Origin of the sequence: Dysgonomonas sp. HGC4, assembly GCF_001261715.1 — a bacterium.
Lineage (GTDB): Bacteria > Bacteroidota > Bacteroidia > Bacteroidales > Dysgonomonadaceae > Dysgonomonas_A.
This window is the reverse complement of the sequence record NZ_CVRU01000109.1, coordinates 1-17,217: the sequence shown is the minus strand read 5'-3', so window position 1 is coordinate 17,217 and position 17,217 is coordinate 1. Positions and strand designations below refer to the sequence as shown.

The window sequence follows — 17,217 nt, the reverse complement described above, 5'->3', positions numbered from 1 at the left end:
GGCTCTTTTGTATTTTGTATATTTTAAATACAAGGTAATATACTAAAGGTATTTATTCCTTTTATTTGTTTAAGCGAGTGTGTTGTTAAAGCTTCGTCAGTTTAATCGTTTGAAGCTTCATGTTTCACAATACTTAAATGAAATGAATGGCTATTTTCTTTTTATTTGCTTGTTTCTTTTTCAAGGCATATACTACAAGTGCAGCCGAACTTGCCGCAACTGCTACCGTAACCAGTAATAGAGCTGTTTTTTTATCCATAATTCGTAATTATTGAAACATCATTGTTGTAAAGATACAAAAAAAGGAATATATATTCTTTGTGTTGAATTGTTTCCTCCCATTTTTTCTGAATTTATTATAAACAGGGTGTACTTCCTCCGTCTATTGGTAGGTTAATGCCTGTTATATAAGATGCTTCTTTGGATGCCAGAAAGAGAACGCCTGCTGCCACTTCTTCCGGCTTGCCTATGCGTTTCATCGGAATTTGTGCCTCGCGTATAGCTCTCACTTCGGCTTCGCTTTTGCCCGTTTTTTTGGCATCGGCGCTTATAATGGATGCAATACGTCCCGTATCGGTACTGCCAGGTAGTATATTGTTTACGGTGATGCCGTCGGGTGCAAGCTCTCCTGCCATTGTTTTGCTCCACGATGCCATTGCTCCACGTATGGTGTTGGATACTCCCAATGACGGTATGGGTGTTTTGATGGAGGTAGATATTATATTTATAATACGTCCCCATTTCTGAGCTTTCATATGAGGCACTATTATCTGAGCAAAAAGCTGTGCAGTTATTATATGCTGATTGAATGTTGCTAATAGCTTTTCGGGCTTCTCATCTAGAAGTGGGGCAGGTGAGGGACCTCCTGAGTTATTGATGAGTATATCGAAATTGCCGTTCTTCTCTATATATTCTGTAATGGTATGTGCCGAAGCAGTTGGGTCTGAAAGATCGGCTATAATATAACTATGTTCCTGAGATATATTTTGTTTGGCTAGCTGATTGTAAGCCTGTTCCAACGATTGTTTGTTGCGGGCTAATAATGTTACTGAAGCTCCGGCTTCTGCCAATAGCTTGGCGGATGCAAAGCCTATACCCTCAGAACCTCCGCAAACTAATGCTCTTTTACCTGTCAAATCTATATTCATAATTTGTCTAAAATTAAGTTCATTACGGTCTACTACCTTTTTTTCTGCTTAAAACGGATGATAGAATTACTAAAGATACAGAATAAAATAATACGCCTCTGTATTTTTTTTTAGCTTACTTAGTGAATCTTCCAATAGTGTTATTTTAAATGAAATGACCTATATATTGTGTATTTTATACTGTTATTGGTGGTTGGCTTCGCTACAGATTTAGTATTTTTGTGATTATTCTCTCTATGAAAACAAAAGAATTAGAATCAGTAAAACTAGATACAAGCCACATGGGACTTGTGCTGGAGGGCGGTGCATTGAGAGGTGTTTTTACCTGTGGTGTGCTCGATTGGATGATGGATAATAACATTCGTTTTCCTTATGTAGTAGGTGTATCGGCAGGTGCATGTAACGGAGCATCGTATGTTTCGGGGCAGCGTGGCAGAGCACGATATAGTAATATCGAATTGTTGGATAAATTTCAATATATAGGTTTCAAGCATTATCTGAAAAAGGGGAACTTGTTGGACTTCGATCTCTTGTTTGACGATTTTCCGAACCGAATACTGCCTTTCGATTTCGATGCCTATGCTTCTGCAGGAATCTGTTTCGAGATGATTGTCAGCAGTTGTCTTACGGGCGAGGCTGAGTATCTTGAAGAATATTCGGATCACGACCGACTTTTACAAATTTTGAGAGCATCGAGCAGTATGCCTCTTTTCTCTCCTGTATGCTATGTAGATGGCACTCCCATGTTGGATGGAGGTGTGTGCGATTCGATACCGGTAGATAGATGTTTGGCGAAAGGCTATGATAAGATGTTGGTTATATTGACTCGCAATGCGGGTTATCGTAAAAAGACGGATGGTTTGAAACTACCGTCATTTTTTTATAAAAAATATCCAGAAATGCGTCATGCCATTAATCGCCGAAATGAGATATACAACCACCAATTAGCACGTGTAGAGCAACTAGAAAGAGAGGGGAAGGCTATTGTAGTACGACCCATTGAACCTATGACTATCAACAGGATAGAGAAGGACACAAATGTATTGAATCATTTTTATGATCACGGATACGATTGTGCTAAGTTGCTTTTAGAACAATATATGTAAAATTTTATGTGCGGGTTATGACATTATAAACCTCATATATAGAGCGAATAATGCTATAAGAACTACCAGCTTAGCCCCCAGTAAGGTTACAACTATGCCTGCCAGTTTCAGGTTTTTGTGCTCTTTGCCATAGCCTATTACGGTTACAACTATACCAGCCAGAGTGATAAGTACGCATGGGATGGTATAAATAAGTAAAATATAATAGATTGAGTTAAATGGGTCTTCCATAATGATGTGTACTATTGTATGATTATTATTTATCTAATATTTTTTCGAATTTCTTCTGAATGTGGCTATATCCTTGGCGTTCGTAAAAGCGATGAGCGTCGGCACGATGTTCCATGCTAAATACCTCTATGCGGTCGCAACCTTTTTCGAGAGCTATTTTACACGCCGCTTCTTCCAGTTGTTTACCTACACCCTTGCTGCGTACATTCTGATCTACAACAAAGTATCCTATTTCGCAGAAGTTATGTTCAAAAGCCAATTGTACAGAAATGTGAAGGGTAAGAAAGCCAATAACTTTACCATTGTCCTCATATACACATATTTCGTCGTTCTTACTATCAAGCAAAAGTGTGAGTTTGGCTCTGATAAATTCGTTAGTCAGCGGATAGCCCAATTGTCGGAGCATTTCTCTAATGGCTTCACTGTCTTCTATGTTGGCTCTTCTTATCGGCATAACGGCTTTTCTTATAACTGAGAGTATGTTTAATGTTTTGCAGGCTGTTTAATCAGCTTCGTCAATTAATATGTTCAGATTACTGAACTTATCGAGAGGACAAAAATAACAAAAATCCAATACTAAGTACTGGATTTTTTGTAAGAACCTTTTCAGGATGTATTTTATTATTTCGATAGATAATTACTTACAACGATCTACCTTTATATACGTTCGAGTCATCTTTACTATAAACATAACCGGTGAAGGTTATTACTCTGCTATTAAAATTAGGAGTTACACGTGCCGAGCATTGGTTTGTACCTGCAGTTAAGCTAAAGGTAACCATGGCAGAAAGCCCTGTACCCATTACATTCATACTATAAGTAACATTCCCTTTTTTATCGGTTTTCATTTTCACGTTAGAAACTGCTCCCTCCACAGTTATACCTCCCATTCCGTTAGGACCTGCATAGGGCGAGTTAAATGCCAGTTGAATGGTTGCTCTGTCGCCATCCATAGAGATAAAGTTGGTATGAGGAGATACATAAGCATTCTGTCCGTATTTGAAAGTTATACGATCGGCTTCGAGTACAAATTGACGATCGGTTATGGCTTGTACTGCCATGTCGTAACGCATTTGTTGTTCGGCGTCTTTAACAGCTGCTGCTACGGGATCTTTTGTTGTTGAACATCCTGAAAGAAACAATGTAATTGAGGTTAATAAAAATAATATTGTTCTCATAATTGTATAATTTAGATTGTAATTTTATCATTGTGTTATCATCCACTTAGAACAAATAAGAGGATAAAAAGTTTATATATTTTCACTAAAAAAAGTGTGAATATTTCAATTAACATAAGTATGTGTTTAAAGGGAGACTGAATAGGTCGATTTACTTAAAAACAAGGTATTCTTTTGTCTGTTTTGTTTTGATAATTCAAAAGAATTTTATTACTTTGCTTATATCGAAAAGAGAGGAATCATTATTTATAGATCGTATAACTTTATTGAAAACTTAGCTGTTTTCGAGGGTTCGTTGATAAATATTTGCGAGTGAATGAGGTATAGTCTTTGAGTCTTTTTCTGCTATCAACAATATTAGAAATTTAACAAATGATATGCTTTTTTTCTGAACAAATCTCTTTGCAGAACGTTTTATAGGTAACAAATATAAACAAATTAAAATAGTAGAATTATGAGTACTGCAACAGCAAAACAAAAAGCAGCAAAAGGACTTAAAGGTTCTGTTGCTGAAGTAGGTGCATTTTTAGGTAAAATTGTTTCTTTCAACAATAGTCTTAAATTATATCACTGGCATGTAACTGGTGTTGGTAGTTATGCTAAACACATTGCATTAGACCAAGCATTAGAAGGTCTTTACGAAGCTACTGACCGTTTAGTTGAAACTACATATGCTATGGCTGGCGATATCAATATTGTTATTCCAGAAACAAAAATCCCAACTGATATTGTAAACCACGCATGTGGATTTTATGATGTAGTTGAAGAAGCTCGCGAATACTTCTCAGAAGCATTTACACAAGCTATCATTGATGATTATCATGAAGCGCTTCAACAAATGCTTTACAGATTGAAAAGATTACAATAAGAAGAGACTTTAATTAGTTTCGATTATTTAGTTATAAACAGTTGGCTGCCTTTTAGGAGGTGGTCAATTGTTTTTTTTATGCCTGTTGATGAAGTATTTCTTTGCCGTAGATTCGTTTAGTAATGATTGTTTCGGTTTTTGAACGTTTCAACAAAGAAAGATTGAACGTTTCAACAAAATCGTATTCTGTATTCGGTTGTAATTTTGTCATTGAAATAATTGATAATAATATTAAAACAATAAAGCAATGAAACTTATAAACGAAATTTACATCAATGGCGAGTTTGTAAAACCAAACGGAACTGAAACATTCGATTTGATAAACCCATCTAACCAAGAACTATTGGGAAAGGTAACATTGGGCGATGCTACCGATACTCAACGAGCTATTGCAGCGGCTAAAGAGGCTTTTAAAACATTCTCTAAAACATCTAAAGAGGATAGAATTGCGTATCTCGAGAAAATGTATGCGGCTGTATTGAAGCGTAAACAAGAACTTATTGATATTATGGTATTGGAATATGGAGGTGCACTTCAATTTTCTACATTAGCTTTTGAATTTGCTATCTCGTCTATTACGAGCAATATCGAAATCTTGAAAAACTTCGAATTCAATAAAAAGGCAGGCAGTGCCAACGTTATGCTCAATCCCGTAGGCGTTGTAGGTATTATTACTCCTTGGAACTCCAATAATGGTTTTATCTGCACCAAACTATCCACCGCTATTGCAGCAGGATGTACTGCGGTTATCAAACCCAGCGAAATGAGCGCTATGCAAACTCAGTTGATAACCGAGTGTCTGCACGAAGTAGGCTTGCCCAAAGGAGTATTTAATATTGTGAATGGTTTAGGAAATGTAGTGGGAGCCGAAATAACCAAGAGTTCCGATATTGCTAAGATTTCTTTTACGGGTTCTACCATAGTGGGCAAAACCATAGCACGCGATGGAGCCGAAACTATCAAAAGAATCACTTTAGAATTAGGTGGAAAATCTGCTAATATAATTATGGAAGATGCCGATTTGTCGGTTGCCATTCCTCAATCGTTAGGTCTGGCGTACATGAATAGTGGGCAGGCTTGTATAGCAGCTACACGTCTTTTAGTACCCGAGTCTAAGCTGGATGAGGTAAAGGATGTTATCAAAAGTTCTATGGCTCATATCAAAGTGGGTAATCCCTCGGATGCAAGTTCTAATATTGGTCCTATGGTAAGCAAAAAGCAATACGATAGAGTGCAGAACTATATTAAAATAGGAATAGAGGAAGGTGCTGAAGTTCTGGTTGGTGGAGTAGGTCATCCCGAAGGTCTCGAAAGTGGGAATTTTGTGAAACCGACCGTATTTGTAAATGTAAACAACCAGATGCGTATAGCTCGTGAAGAAATATTCGGTCCTGTACTTTCTGTAATTGCCTATAAAACTCTGGACGATGCTATCGAGATAGCCAATGATACTACTTACGGTTTGGCGGCTTATGTACAAGGTACAGATGAGGCGAAAGCATACGAGGTGGCAACTAAGTTGGAAGCCGGAACGGTGGCTGTAAATGGTTTTAAACACGAAGCGTTGGCTCCTTTTGGTGGAGTAAAGCAATCGGGTATCGGACGCGAGTTTGGTGAATATGGTTTAGAAGAATATTTAGAAGTAAAAACTATTCTGAGCTGATTTTAGTTTATATTTGATACTTAATTTTTCTCAATTCAAAATACATTTCTTTATGGACGCATGTAGCCAAAGTAATCCTAAAATTCTTCAAACCTGCTACTTCTCAAGGAGTAGAGAGGGCGAACAGTTTATCCCCGAGCATGTACTTAGTTTTCAGGTATCAGGTACCTTAACGGTAGATGACGGTAAGAAAACCTATGTTTTGGAAGAAGGCGATTTGCGTCTGTATCGTAGAAATAAACTTGCCAAGTTTGTAAAAGAACCACCTGTGGATGGCGAGTTTAGGATAATTTCGATATATCTTGATCAGGAAACATTGAGAAAGCTAAGTAAGGAGTTGAATATTAAAGTCACAAAGCCTGCTGATATTTCAGATTCGATAATAACGCTGAGCGATCATTTGCTCTACAAAAGTTATATCGATTCGCTGGGTGTTTATTTGCAATTGCCCGAAGAGGAGCAAAATGCAATAATGGAAACAAAAGTAAAAGAGGCGGTTCAGTTATTGTTGAAAATAAATCCCGAACTGAAAGATATTCTATTTGATTTTGACGATCCCGGTAAGATTGATATTGAAGCCTTTATGTTGAAGAACTTTCATTTCAATGTACAGTTGAGCCGTTTTGCTTATCTGACGGGTAGAAGCCTCAGTACTTTTAAACGCGATTTCGAAAAGATATTCCACACAACACCAAGCCGATGGCTTATTCAGCAAAGATTGCGTGAAGCCTATTATCTGATTAAAGAAAAAGGAAGGCAACCTTCGGATGTTTATCTGGATGTGGGTTTCGAAGACTTGTCGCATTTTTCCTATGCCTTTAAACAACTCTTTGGACACAATCCCTCGCAGGTAGCCAAGATGGGCGATATTTGATAAATAGCAAAGATTGTAATAATAAGTTAGATACAGTTGGCCTCTTCTTCGGAAGAGGTCAACTTTTTTTGACATGAAGTATCTGTTTTAGAGTGTTTTTGTAATGTTAAGATTTGTTTAAAATCAAGTTGCGGTTTATCCATTTTTCGGTGTGAGTTGTTCTATTAAAACATAGCATAAACTTATTAAGGTTGCAGACCTTTTTGTTATTGTTTCTAAATGTAATATTATTAGTTAGTTACGGTTTAAACAAACTCTAAATATTTCGTATTACTTAAATGTATTGATTATGAAAAATATTGTATTGATAGGAGCTAGCGGCTTTGTAGGATCAGCCCTTTTAAAGGAAGCTTTGGATAGAGGATATGCTGTAAAAGCAATTGTACGTCACCCTGAAAAAGTAAAGGTTGAAAACAAACATGTTCAACTAATTAAGGCAGATGTAACCGATGTGAAAAAGCTGGCAGAGGTTGTCAAAGGAGCCGATGCAGTTATAAGTGCATACAATCCGGGGTGGAGCAATCCTAATATTTACGACGATACGCTTAAAGGATACCGATCGATTATAGATGCCGTAAAGAGTGCCGGAGTATCACGTTTGCAAATTGTAGGTGGGGCAGGCAGTTTGTTCGTTGCACCGGGCAAAACGGTATTGCAATCGGGTGTTATTCCCGATGCTATTAAACCGGGAGTAGAATCGTTGGCTAAGGTGTTGACTGATTATTTATTACCCGAAAAACAGTTGGATTGGGTGTTCTTCTCTCCCGCAGGTACAATAGAACCGGGTGAAAGGACGACTAAATATCGCCTCGGAAAGAACGATCTGATTGTAGATGAAAAAGGTAACAGTAAAATATCGGTAGAAGATTATGCTAAAGCCATGTTAGACGAATTGGATGCTCCAAAGCATCATCGCGAACGCTTTACAATAGGATATTAAGATCGTTTATTTTGCTATAGATTAGCTTATTATGGATAATTTAAAGTGTGTATCGGACAGTAATGTTGGTATGCACTTTTTGGTTTTTAATTTTAACTGAAAAGTTTGTTAGTCGAAAATATTCCTTATATTTGCCTCTGTATAATAGCTCTTTACATCAGAAATGAGAATAAATTTAACAAACATATTTTCGCATAAGAATCTAAATTTTAACTGTTTAGGTTTGGATATGTCTGTCAAAAAATTAGAGAGAGAGAGAGAGAGAGAGAGAGAGAGAGAGAGTTAACTAATACCTATCTACATTTACAAAATCCATTCTTTATTGTTTTTTCAGAGGGAAGTCTTTTTCTTCTGAATTTTTTGCGTCTTTTAGACTCGTGGAGCCCGTACTCGAATAATTTCCCCAATAAATATATTAGTGGTTGTTTCGGTAAACGCTTTCGTTTAGCCGATTTGTTTTTTTGTTGTCGTTCAAAATCGGCACGAATCATCCGTTTACCTATGTCACAACTATGTCTGGCAGCAGTGTGTAGCGATTACATGTTGCTGCTTTTTATTGAACTAACTAACCTGAATATAAATTAAAATTACAAGTAAGATATGAAAAAGTTTGTGTTATTAACAATTTTAAGTCTCTTAGCTGTCTGCCAGATGAAGGCACAAGTAGGGATTAATACAGTCAGCCCGCATCAATCGGCTGCACTTGATATCGAAAGTACGAGCAAAGGGATGCTGATTCCCCGAATGACAACTGTGCAGAAAACAGCCATTGCAAATCCTGCTCCTGGATTGATTATATATGATACCACTCTAAGGTGTATTTCGCAGAATGCGGGTACGGCTACCGATCCGGCATGGGTATGCCTTTCACAAAAAGATGCTCAGAGTGGTTTCTTTTATATGCCTACCATAGCTGTGGATGCTTCGAAGGTAGTTACGGGGAAAACTATTGACCTGTATGATGAGTATAAGAAACAGTTTACTGCACCTACAAAAAATCCCTCGGCTCCTGTTAATATTCCGTATTTTACCACTAGAACCGATCTTTATTACTACATCACCAATTATGATGCTGATGTGTTGGATAATATATCGATAAGCAATCAAGGAGTTATGACCTATGATATTAAAGAGGAATCGGATTATGATTCGTTTATTACTGTGGTCTTTGTGCTTAAGTAAACTTTACTCAAATTAAAAATGAAAAAAATAACCTATATATTTTTGCTTGTGCTGTTTTGTCAATTAAGTGTCTATGGGCAAATGGAAACAAGCTGGTGGCACTTCGGTTTTAATAGTGGACTTAATTTTAATTCGTTGAGTGATGCCAAAGCCAATGATGGTACAACTGTAACCAATATGCCCACACCTATAATTGGTCCATTGAATACTTCGGAGGGGTGCTTTACTGTATCAACCTACGATGGTCAATTGCTGTTTTCTTCAGATGGATCGACTGTATATGATAAAAACGGAAATGTTATGGCAAATGGCACAGGCTTGTTGGGAGGAAGTTCTGCTACCCAATCGGGTATTGCAATTCCTAAGCCGGGAAGTTTGACCGAATATTATGTTGTTACAGTTCCACCCGATTATAATAATTTCCCCAATGGTATACGGTATTCGGTGGTTGATCTGTCTAAGAATGGAGGGTTGGGCGAAGTTGTATTAGCTTCTAAAAATTCTCTTATTAAAGCAGGTGCCGTGTATGAAAATATTGCAGCAGTACCCAATGCCAATGGAAAAGATTATTGGTTATTGCATAGGTCATCGGGCGAATTTTATGTATGGGCAATCACTGTAGCGGGCATATCGACAACTCCCCATCAGAAACTTGCAAGCACTCTTATTCCGAGTGTTGCTAACTCGCATGTTGGCGAACTTATACTATCGGATGATCATACCAAACTAGCCGCTGCTACGTATATAGCAAGAGCGGTTGTTACTGCAAAATTTGATTCGTCAACAGGTCTTATTTCCGATCTAAGATCGAATACTTTACCTGCAAGTACTTATCCTGAACCTTATGGAGTTACTTTTTCTCCCAATAGCGACTATCTCTATGTTACAACCGGATACAATGATAATGGATTATTGTACGTTGGTAAATGGGATGCACTGAGAGCAGGTGGGGCTTTTACTTACCTTACTGATAAAATAAGTAATCTAAAGAAAGGTGTAGATAATAGGTTGTATGGTATACATTCATATAGAAGAACGGCTCCTCTTACAGGATTTGCGAGGACACGAAATTTAAGCGTAGTACTTAATCCGGATCAAGGAGGTACAAATATTAAATTCTTTCCAGACTTCCTGATAAATGATGCTTATTTGGGACTGCCAACATTTGCCGCGGGCTTTATTCGTATTATACCCAAAGAGCGACCTTTTGCTTGTACAGCTAATGATCGTACTTACATTGTTGAGGTTGATCTGACAGGAGGGAACGCTCCTGCAAGACTTGAATGGGACTTTGGTGATGGTACTCCCATTGTTAGCCAAGCGGTGATTACTACGCAAAACAAACAGCCTCAGAATCATAAATACAATAAATCGGGAATTTATACTATTACTGTAACTCCTTATAAGGGTGATGGTACGATGCTGGATATTGTTCTAATGCAGGCAAACATTGTAGATTGTACGCTAAAGAGTAATCGTATGACCCGATCAGACTTGTTGAACTCTAAACAGATGATGAAATGAATAAGATATTATCAATAATAGCCGCATGTTTGATGCTTTACACATCAGAAGCATCGGCTCAGATAGCTGTGAATACCGATGCTCCCGACACTTCGGCAGCGTTGGATATAACGGCTAGTAACAATGACAAGGGGTTGCTTATCCCTCAAATGACTACCGCCCAGAAGCTGGCAATAGCCAATCCCGCTCCGGGTTTGTTGGTGTATGATATCGATTATAACTGCATATCGCAATACAAAGACACCCCTTCTAATCCGGGAGTATTTGGGTGGACTTGCCAGACGCTTTACAACCGACACTTTTTGTATATGCCATCTATTAATATACCAACCTCCGATGGAACGGGTAATTTATTGACAGGTACTCAGGTTATCGATTTGTATACGATATACAAAACGGGATTCGATACACCTCGCATTAAAAGTGCGGGAGCCCCTGCTTCAATACCTTATTTCAATAAAGAGCAATTACATTATTATGTAACCTATTGCGACCCGTGTATTACGGTCAGAGGCATTAGTGATGCGGGAGTTTTGAGCTATACTGTAAACTCACTTCCCGATTACGATGCTTTTACTAATATCGTTTTTCTAGTAAGATAAATATAGAAGCCTGCATCTGTAGCGGTGTAGGCTTCTATATGTTTATATATATTGTTTGGTAGTCAGTAATTTTCTGTTGAAAAAATGACAATTTCTGAGGTTTTTATTAATTGATTTTGTATCTTGTAAGAACTTAACCTCTTAAAAATTACCAATATGAAAAAACTAAGTTTATTATTTTGTGTGTTGTTTGCATGTGTATTCTTCAATTCTAATGTACAAGCCGAAGAACCTGCACGAACTATTGATTTGGGTACACAAGTAACTTTTCAAACCGTATTTTATGTAGATTTTATTAATTCTACATGCATTGGCTATCCTGCTCAATTTGAAAAAGTAACTCCGACCAATACGGGGCGTATTTACTTCAAATTTGCGAGTAGTGAATATATTCATCCCGGGCAGCCTTTTTATTATACAATGGGCGAGAAAATGAATAACAGTACCAGTCCAGCAAGAAGTGTTGCTATAAAAGGAACATTTAAAAAGTAGGTCTACAAATATCATATATGAAAGTCCTATACTTAGATGTATAGGGCTTTTTTGTGCTTCTATATAGTCTTTTTTACTTCAAAAAAGGCGGTGTGAGAAAAAAACGTATGTTTTTCTTGTTTATCTTTAATACTATCCGTATCTTTCTAATCGATTAATCCTTAATTGTATATGTTATGAAAAAGTATTTGTTATTCTTTTTTGTTACGGTTACTTTTAGCGTATTTGCTCAGGGGAGAAAAGATATCAAACCCGATCGTGTTATCGATGTAGGAGCAATGGCGGCTAATGATAAGTTTCAGATAGCACTCGATTGCTCTACCGAAAAGCTAAGCAGTTGGGATGGGTTTACTAAGTTAGTTAACGAGGATTGCGGAACTCTTCAATTTGGTTTGTCTCCCAATAATTCGGTAACTATTGGAAGTTCGTTCTATTTTGAAATCTTTTATAATGACACTTCCACTTCGCAAGCACATTCTATTGGTGTGAAAGGGACTTATAGATAGCTAATACGCGGTTTCAAGTCTCTTTATATCTGATCTAAACCTCGTCTCAAATCGATACCCTGCTGTTTGAATTGAGTAGGAGTCAATCCTGTTACTTTTTTGAATTGTGCCGATAGATGAGCCACACTACTATACCCCAACTCGTCGGCTATTTCGCTCAGTGTCTGTTGGTCGTAAGTGAGCAGTTCTTTTACCCGTTCTATCTTTTGTAGGATCACAAAATGTTCTATTGTAATACCTTCTGTAGTAGAGAATAACTTGCTGAGGTACGAATAATCGCGATGCAACTCGGATGTAAGTAATTCTGAGAGATTTATATTTTGCTCATTATTGTAATGAACCAATTTTATAGCACTGGCTTTTATCTGCTCTATGAGTTGTTGTTGACTATTGTCTAATAATTCGAAACCTAAATTGCTCAACTCTTTGCGCAGAATATTTAGCTGATCTTTATCTATTTCGTTTGCCAACACAACTTCTCCTAACCTCACATCAAGCGATGTTATATTTAGCTGATTAAGGATGTTCTGCACAGCCATAATACAACGTGGGCAAACCATGTTTTTTATATATAGTTTCATTGCTTTACTTTGAATAAATAGATTTTATACGCAATAGATTTTTATTACCCTAATCTATGAGTTTTTATTATATATGCAAAGATTGCTAAGTTTAAGCACAAAGCATAATCCGAATGCTGAATATGAAGTATATAGTTACCGTTATTTATAATATACTATATAATCATAGCCATTGCTTTTACTAAAGTAATAAAAAGATTCGGGATAGTAGATATCCTATTATTAAAACAAATTTACCGAATTGTTGATAACTAGGGGTAGAGCCGTTAAACAGTTTAGCCCAATTTCCGTTTTATAAAATAGAGACAATGGATTTCCGTTTGAGGGATTCCGATAATTCAGAACAAAGGATAAATGTATCCTTGTCAGAAAAGAGTTCTTTGATAGAATTAGGATTATTTTTCTTAACTTTAAAGTACATGTTATATAAAATAGAGGGCTCGGCTCTCAATCTCTAGGAATATAAATATTTACCAAAACACGTCTTATTATGGCTAAGAGCAAAAAGAAAAATTTCGTGTTAGACACAAATGTTATTCTACACGATTTCAGATGTTTGGATAATTTCGAGGAAAATGATATTTACATTCCTATTGTTGTGTTGGAAGAATTGGATAAGTTTAAAAAGGGCAACGATCAAATTAATTACAATGCCCGCGAATTTCTCCGAAATCTGGATAGCATAACCGATGATGATCTCTTTACCAAAGGAGCAAAATTGGGTACGGGAATGGGTAAAATTTATATCGAAACAAGTATTAAATCGCAGGATCGTATTCATGAGGTGTTTCCCGAAAAAATACCCGATCATCGTATCCTTTCGGTATTGTTAGACATTTCCGAACGAGATACCAAAGTAAAAACGATATTAGTTACCAAAGATATAAATCTGCGGATGAAAGCCCGTTCGATAGGGTTGTTTGCCGAAGATTATATAAACGATAAAGTTGCAGATGCATTTCTGTTCGAAGAAGAAGCTAAAACCTTTTCGGGTATCAGTTCTGCACTCATCGATAAATTATATGCAGAAGCAGACGGTGTGAGTTTAGATGAATTTGATTTGGAATCGCCCGTCAATCCAAATGAATGTTTTGTAATGAAAAACGGTAAGAAGAGCGCTTTAGCCCGTTACAACCCATTCACCAAGAAGATAAAAAAAGTAGAGAAGCAAACCTGTTTTGGTATACAGCCACGTAATGCGGAGCAGGCTTTTGCGTTCGAGATATTAAATGATCCCGATATCAGACTAGTTGCTTTAACGGGGAAAGCCGGTACGGGTAAAACTCTTTTGGCGCTGGCTTCGGCTTTGAAGCAAAACGAGAATTATAACCAAATATTATTGGCTCGACCTATTGTTGCGCTAAGTAATAAAGATCTGGGATTTTTGCCCGGTGACGAAAAGCAAAAGATTGCACCTTATATGCAGCCCTTGTTTGATAACTTGACGGTAATTAAAAGTAATCTGTCTTTTAATGGATCAGAAACCCGAAAGATAGAGGAGTTGCAAACAAGTAAGAAACTCGAAGTAGAGGCTTTAGCATATATTAGAGGTAGAAGCTTGTCAGAAACATATTGTATAGTGGATGAGGCTCAGAATTTGACACCTCACGAAATAAAAACAATTATAACCCGAGCAGGAGAGGGTACAAAAATGGTATTTACGGGAGACTTGCAGCAAATAGACTCGCCTTATCTCGATAGTCAGTCAAACGGATTGGCATATATGATCGATAAAATGAAGTCGCAGGATCTTTTCGCACATGTCAACTTAGTGAAGGGCGAGCGTAGCCGCTTGGCAGAACTTGCCAGTCAATTATTATAATCGCAGAGGGCGTATCCACTGATACGCCCTTAGTTTGTTCAATGTGTAGGTATATAATTCAATTATACCTTTTGTTTTATTATTGTATGTAATATGCCCTTACTCGTTTTTTAGGGGCGAAATTCTTCTTTTTTATTTCGAAATATCGCTACTTAATTAGACAATGTGAAAAAAGAAGCCTACTTTTATATATTATATCGAGGAAAAGGTTTATTTTTGCGACTGCAATTTTCGAATAATTAAAAACATACAATAAAAATGGCAAGTAGAAAGGAAAGAGAACTTCAAGAAGAAAAGGACTGGAACAAGATCGATGAGGCTGTAATTGCATCAGAGAGTTTCATTATGAGATATCGTAATCAGCTGATGATTGGCGTCGGAGCTGTTGTGGTACTTGTTGGAGTCTATTTTGCTTACCAAAGCTTTTATCTAGAACCTAAGAATGAAGAAGCGCAAACAGCAATGTTTCGTGGCGAACAATATTTTCAGGCAGGTATGGATTCTCTTGCTTTGTTTGGAGACGGTAATGCTTATATTGGTTTCGAGCAAATTATCAATGAATATGGTTCTACTAAAAGTGGCGATTTAGCTAAAGCATATGCAGGACTTTCTTATGCTCGTATGGGTAAATTTGAAGAAGCTCTTAAATATCTGAAAGATTTTAAAGGTGGAGACGAAATGATTACTCCTGCTGTACATGGTGCTATTGGAGATTGTTTAGTAAACACAGGTAAATTGGAAGATGCAGTTTCGTATTTCGAAAAAGCTGCAAAATCTGCTGATGATGTTTTGTTAAGCCCAATCTTTTATAAGAAAGCAGCTATCGTAAATCGCGAACTGAAGAATTATGATAAAGTAATCGCTTTGTTTACTACTATCAAAAACAATTATATGGCATCGCCCGAAGCTTCGGAGGCTGACAAATATATTATGGAAGCGACCTTGTTGAAAGGAGCGAACTGATCAACTTAGATTATATATATTACTTATAAAGTTTCGCCATTTGTGCGAAACTTTATTTTTTTGAATAATGTAGTTATCTTTGTGGCTCAAACGCGAGGGGGGAGATTCTCCTTATATTAATTAAGTAACAAATGGGTCTGAGACCTTAAAACAAATAAATAATAAAATTATGGCAACAGCGTATCATAATTTGTCGTCGTACAATCCGGCAACAGTTCCAAGTGGAGAGGATATGAAAATAGGTATAATAGTTTCGGAGTGGAACGAAGATATTACATATGCACTTCGTGACGGAGCTTGCGAAACTCTAGTAAAGCATGGTGTAAAACCCGAAAATATTTTGGTTGATTACGTACCAGGTAGTTTCGAGTTGATCTACGGGGCTCAGGTATTTGCCGATGTACACGAAGTAGATGCTGTTATAGTATTGGGTTGTGTGGTACGTGGCGATACTCCTCACTTTGATTATGTATGTAGCGGAGTGACTCAGGAAATTGCACGTATGAATGTAATGCATTCAATACCGTTTATTTTCGGACTTTTGACTACTGACGATATGCAACAGGCTATTGACAGAGCGGGTGGCAGACATGGTAACAAAGGTGACGAATGTGCTGTTACTGCACTTAAGATGATCGATTTTTCGAGAAGAAATCAATAAGTAACTATTTTTTATAGTTGAAATAAGAAGGGCTCTTGTCCTTCTTATTTTGTTTTATATCGAAATTTCCAGTCCTATTTTAGACTAAGAATGATAATATATTCTGCGCGTTAACCTATTTTATATAATAAAAGGTTTTATTTAAAGTCTTTTTGTTTAGATCTTTAAGTTTGTTTTTTTTGATATAGTTTGTTTAAGTAGCTTTTAAAGTCTAAAACTTTGTTGCTTTTTCTAAAAACTTATTTATTTTTGTGGCGGATTAGATTAAAGATCAAGCACTAAATGACAATATTAAGAAGATTTTTTGATTATAGTATTTCTTAATTTGAAATGTGATATTTTACTTCTGTGTTTTTGATAACCTCTCTATTTTAGATACTACTTACTAACTTTCTTTTGAAATCTAAAACGATAGGTGTTTTCTTTCTGTATACTTTACCAATTTGAATATAAGTGTATTAAAATATTCTGTGAATAGATATTTTATAGCTTTTTGAAGTAACACCTTTTGTGTTATGACTGCTTTTAGGCACTATATGTTTACGTAACTAAAGAGTCGTTGGTATTGGGCAATTGTTAACAATAGCCTCTGGGGATTATATGCTATTACTCTTTTACTTTTTGTGATGCACACTAACTTTATTTTTTTATTTATTAAACAAAAAAGACAATGAAGAATCTTTTCTTATTACTTATCTTTTCAGTGTTAATGAGCCCTCTGGCGGCGCAAGTCGGGATAAACACGGAAAATCCTAATACATTGACCGAATTCGATGTGCGCAACCTTTTGGCCAACGGCACCGACACCATTCCCAAAGGCATAATGATCCCTCGCATGAGCGAACTTCAGCGAGATCAGATCGACGTCTCCAATAT

At 36.7% G+C, this 17,217-nt stretch carries 21 protein-coding genes; 14 read left to right on the top strand and 7 right to left on the bottom strand.

The features are described from left to right. Nucleotides 1-133 precede the first annotated feature (133 nt). Together HGC4_RS19110 and HGC4_RS11035 are read right to left on the bottom strand one after the other, a co-directional pair. On the bottom strand, nucleotides 134-259 hold the full coding sequence (locus HGC4_RS19110; protein WP_255349831.1) for a hypothetical protein: 126 nt from the start codon (nucleotides 257-259) through the stop codon (nucleotides 134-136). Nucleotides 260-356: 97 nt separating this feature from the next. Next, on the bottom strand, nucleotides 357-1,148 hold the full coding sequence (locus tag HGC4_RS11035) for an SDR family oxidoreductase (protein WP_050710191.1): 792 nt from the start codon (nucleotides 1,146-1,148) through the stop codon (nucleotides 357-359). A gap of 236 nt (nucleotides 1,149-1,384) precedes the next feature. On the opposite strand from HGC4_RS11035, the gene HGC4_RS11030 reads away from it, so the two are divergent. Beyond that, entirely contained in the window at nucleotides 1,385-2,254 is an 870-nt protein-coding gene (locus HGC4_RS11030; RefSeq protein ID WP_050710190.1) for a patatin-like phospholipase family protein, read from the top strand. A 15-nt stretch (nucleotides 2,255-2,269) separates the two neighbouring features. On the opposite strand, the gene HGC4_RS11025 is transcribed toward HGC4_RS11030, so the two are convergent. From HGC4_RS11025 to HGC4_RS11015, 3 genes are all read right to left on the bottom strand, one after another. Further along, complete coding sequence (locus tag HGC4_RS11025) at nucleotides 2,270-2,485, bottom strand: hypothetical protein (protein ID WP_050710189.1); 216 nt, start codon at nucleotides 2,483-2,485, stop codon at nucleotides 2,270-2,272. Nucleotides 2,486-2,510: 25 nt separating this feature from the next. Further along, a complete protein-coding gene (locus HGC4_RS11020) occupies nucleotides 2,511-2,939 on the bottom strand; it encodes a GNAT family N-acetyltransferase (RefSeq protein WP_050710188.1) in 429 nt (142 codons plus the stop codon). A gap of 187 nt (nucleotides 2,940-3,126) precedes the next feature. Next, the gene (locus HGC4_RS11015; protein ID WP_050710187.1) at nucleotides 3,127-3,663 is read right to left on the bottom strand and encodes a DUF4251 domain-containing protein; all 537 of its coding nucleotides are present in this window, start codon (nucleotides 3,661-3,663) and stop codon (nucleotides 3,127-3,129) included. Between the two features lie 454 nt (nucleotides 3,664-4,117). Here HGC4_RS11015 and HGC4_RS11010 point away from each other — a divergent pair, with 454 nt between their 5' ends. After that, a complete protein-coding gene (locus HGC4_RS11010; protein WP_050710186.1) occupies nucleotides 4,118-4,531 on the top strand; it encodes a DUF5856 family protein in 414 nt (137 codons plus the stop codon). A gap of 76 nt (nucleotides 4,532-4,607) precedes the next feature. Here HGC4_RS11010 and HGC4_RS19105 read toward each other — a convergent pair whose 3' ends face one another. After that, entirely contained in the window at nucleotides 4,608-4,742 is a 135-nt protein-coding gene (locus HGC4_RS19105) for a hypothetical protein (protein WP_255349830.1), read from the bottom strand. Between the two features lie 36 nt (nucleotides 4,743-4,778). Between HGC4_RS19105 and HGC4_RS11005 the strand changes: the two genes are divergently transcribed. The 8 genes from HGC4_RS11005 to HGC4_RS10970 all read left to right on the top strand — a co-directional run bounded on the left by HGC4_RS11005 (nucleotide 4,779) and on the right by HGC4_RS10970 (nucleotide 12,314). Next, nucleotides 4,779-6,194: an aldehyde dehydrogenase family protein gene (locus HGC4_RS11005; RefSeq protein ID WP_050710185.1), complete on the top strand. Its 1,416-nt coding sequence runs from the start codon at nucleotides 4,779-4,781 to the stop codon at nucleotides 6,192-6,194. Nucleotides 6,195-6,246: 52 nt separating this feature from the next. Continuing rightward, entirely contained in the window at nucleotides 6,247-7,068 is an 822-nt protein-coding gene (locus HGC4_RS11000) for an AraC family transcriptional regulator (protein WP_050710184.1), read from the top strand. Between the two features lie 289 nt (nucleotides 7,069-7,357). Then, a complete protein-coding gene (locus tag HGC4_RS10995) occupies nucleotides 7,358-8,008 on the top strand; it encodes an NAD(P)-dependent oxidoreductase (protein ID WP_050710183.1) in 651 nt (216 codons plus the stop codon). A 651-nt stretch (nucleotides 8,009-8,659) separates the two neighbouring features. Continuing rightward, a complete protein-coding gene (locus HGC4_RS10990; protein ID WP_050710182.1) occupies nucleotides 8,660-9,190 on the top strand; it encodes a hypothetical protein in 531 nt (176 codons plus the stop codon). A gap of 18 nt (nucleotides 9,191-9,208) precedes the next feature. Continuing rightward, a complete protein-coding gene (locus HGC4_RS10985) occupies nucleotides 9,209-10,714 on the top strand; it encodes a PKD domain-containing protein (RefSeq protein ID WP_050710181.1) in 1,506 nt (501 codons plus the stop codon). Further along, nucleotides 10,711-11,316, top strand: a complete 606-nt coding sequence (locus tag HGC4_RS10980) for a hypothetical protein (protein WP_050710180.1) — start codon at nucleotides 10,711-10,713, stop codon at nucleotides 11,314-11,316. Before HGC4_RS10985 ends, HGC4_RS10980 begins: the two co-directional genes overlap by 4 nt. Nucleotides 11,317-11,472: 156 nt before the next feature. After that, on the top strand, nucleotides 11,473-11,808 hold the full coding sequence (locus tag HGC4_RS10975; protein ID WP_050710179.1) for a hypothetical protein: 336 nt from the start codon (nucleotides 11,473-11,475) through the stop codon (nucleotides 11,806-11,808). Nucleotides 11,809-11,984: 176 nt separating this feature from the next. After that, nucleotides 11,985-12,314 carry a hypothetical protein gene (locus HGC4_RS10970; protein WP_050710178.1) on the top strand — a complete coding sequence of 110 codons (330 nt, stop codon included), beginning with the start codon at nucleotides 11,985-11,987 and terminating at the stop codon, nucleotides 12,312-12,314. A 23-nt stretch (nucleotides 12,315-12,337) separates the two neighbouring features. Here HGC4_RS10970 and HGC4_RS10965 read toward each other — a convergent pair whose 3' ends face one another. After that, complete coding sequence (locus tag HGC4_RS10965) at nucleotides 12,338-12,895, bottom strand: helix-turn-helix domain-containing protein (protein WP_050710177.1); 558 nt, start codon at nucleotides 12,893-12,895, stop codon at nucleotides 12,338-12,340. A gap of 490 nt (nucleotides 12,896-13,385) precedes the next feature. On the opposite strand from HGC4_RS10965, the gene HGC4_RS10960 reads away from it, so the two are divergent. The 4 genes from HGC4_RS10960 to HGC4_RS10945 all read left to right on the top strand — a co-directional run. Next, nucleotides 13,386-14,717 carry a PhoH family protein gene (locus tag HGC4_RS10960; RefSeq protein ID WP_050710176.1) on the top strand — a complete coding sequence of 444 codons (1,332 nt, stop codon included), beginning with the start codon at nucleotides 13,386-13,388 and terminating at the stop codon, nucleotides 14,715-14,717. 258 nt (nucleotides 14,718-14,975) lie between these two features. Continuing rightward, nucleotides 14,976-15,680: a tetratricopeptide repeat protein gene (locus HGC4_RS10955; protein WP_050710175.1), complete on the top strand. Its 705-nt coding sequence runs from the start codon at nucleotides 14,976-14,978 to the stop codon at nucleotides 15,678-15,680. Nucleotides 15,681-15,849: 169 nt separating this feature from the next. After that, nucleotides 15,850-16,341: a 6,7-dimethyl-8-ribityllumazine synthase gene (ribH, locus tag HGC4_RS10950; protein WP_050710174.1), complete on the top strand. Its 492-nt coding sequence runs from the start codon at nucleotides 15,850-15,852 to the stop codon at nucleotides 16,339-16,341. Between the two features lie 670 nt (nucleotides 16,342-17,011). Continuing rightward, nucleotides 17,012-17,217, top strand: a 206-nt coding sequence (locus HGC4_RS10945; protein WP_221406870.1) for a hypothetical protein, incomplete at its 3' end; no start/stop codon positions are given.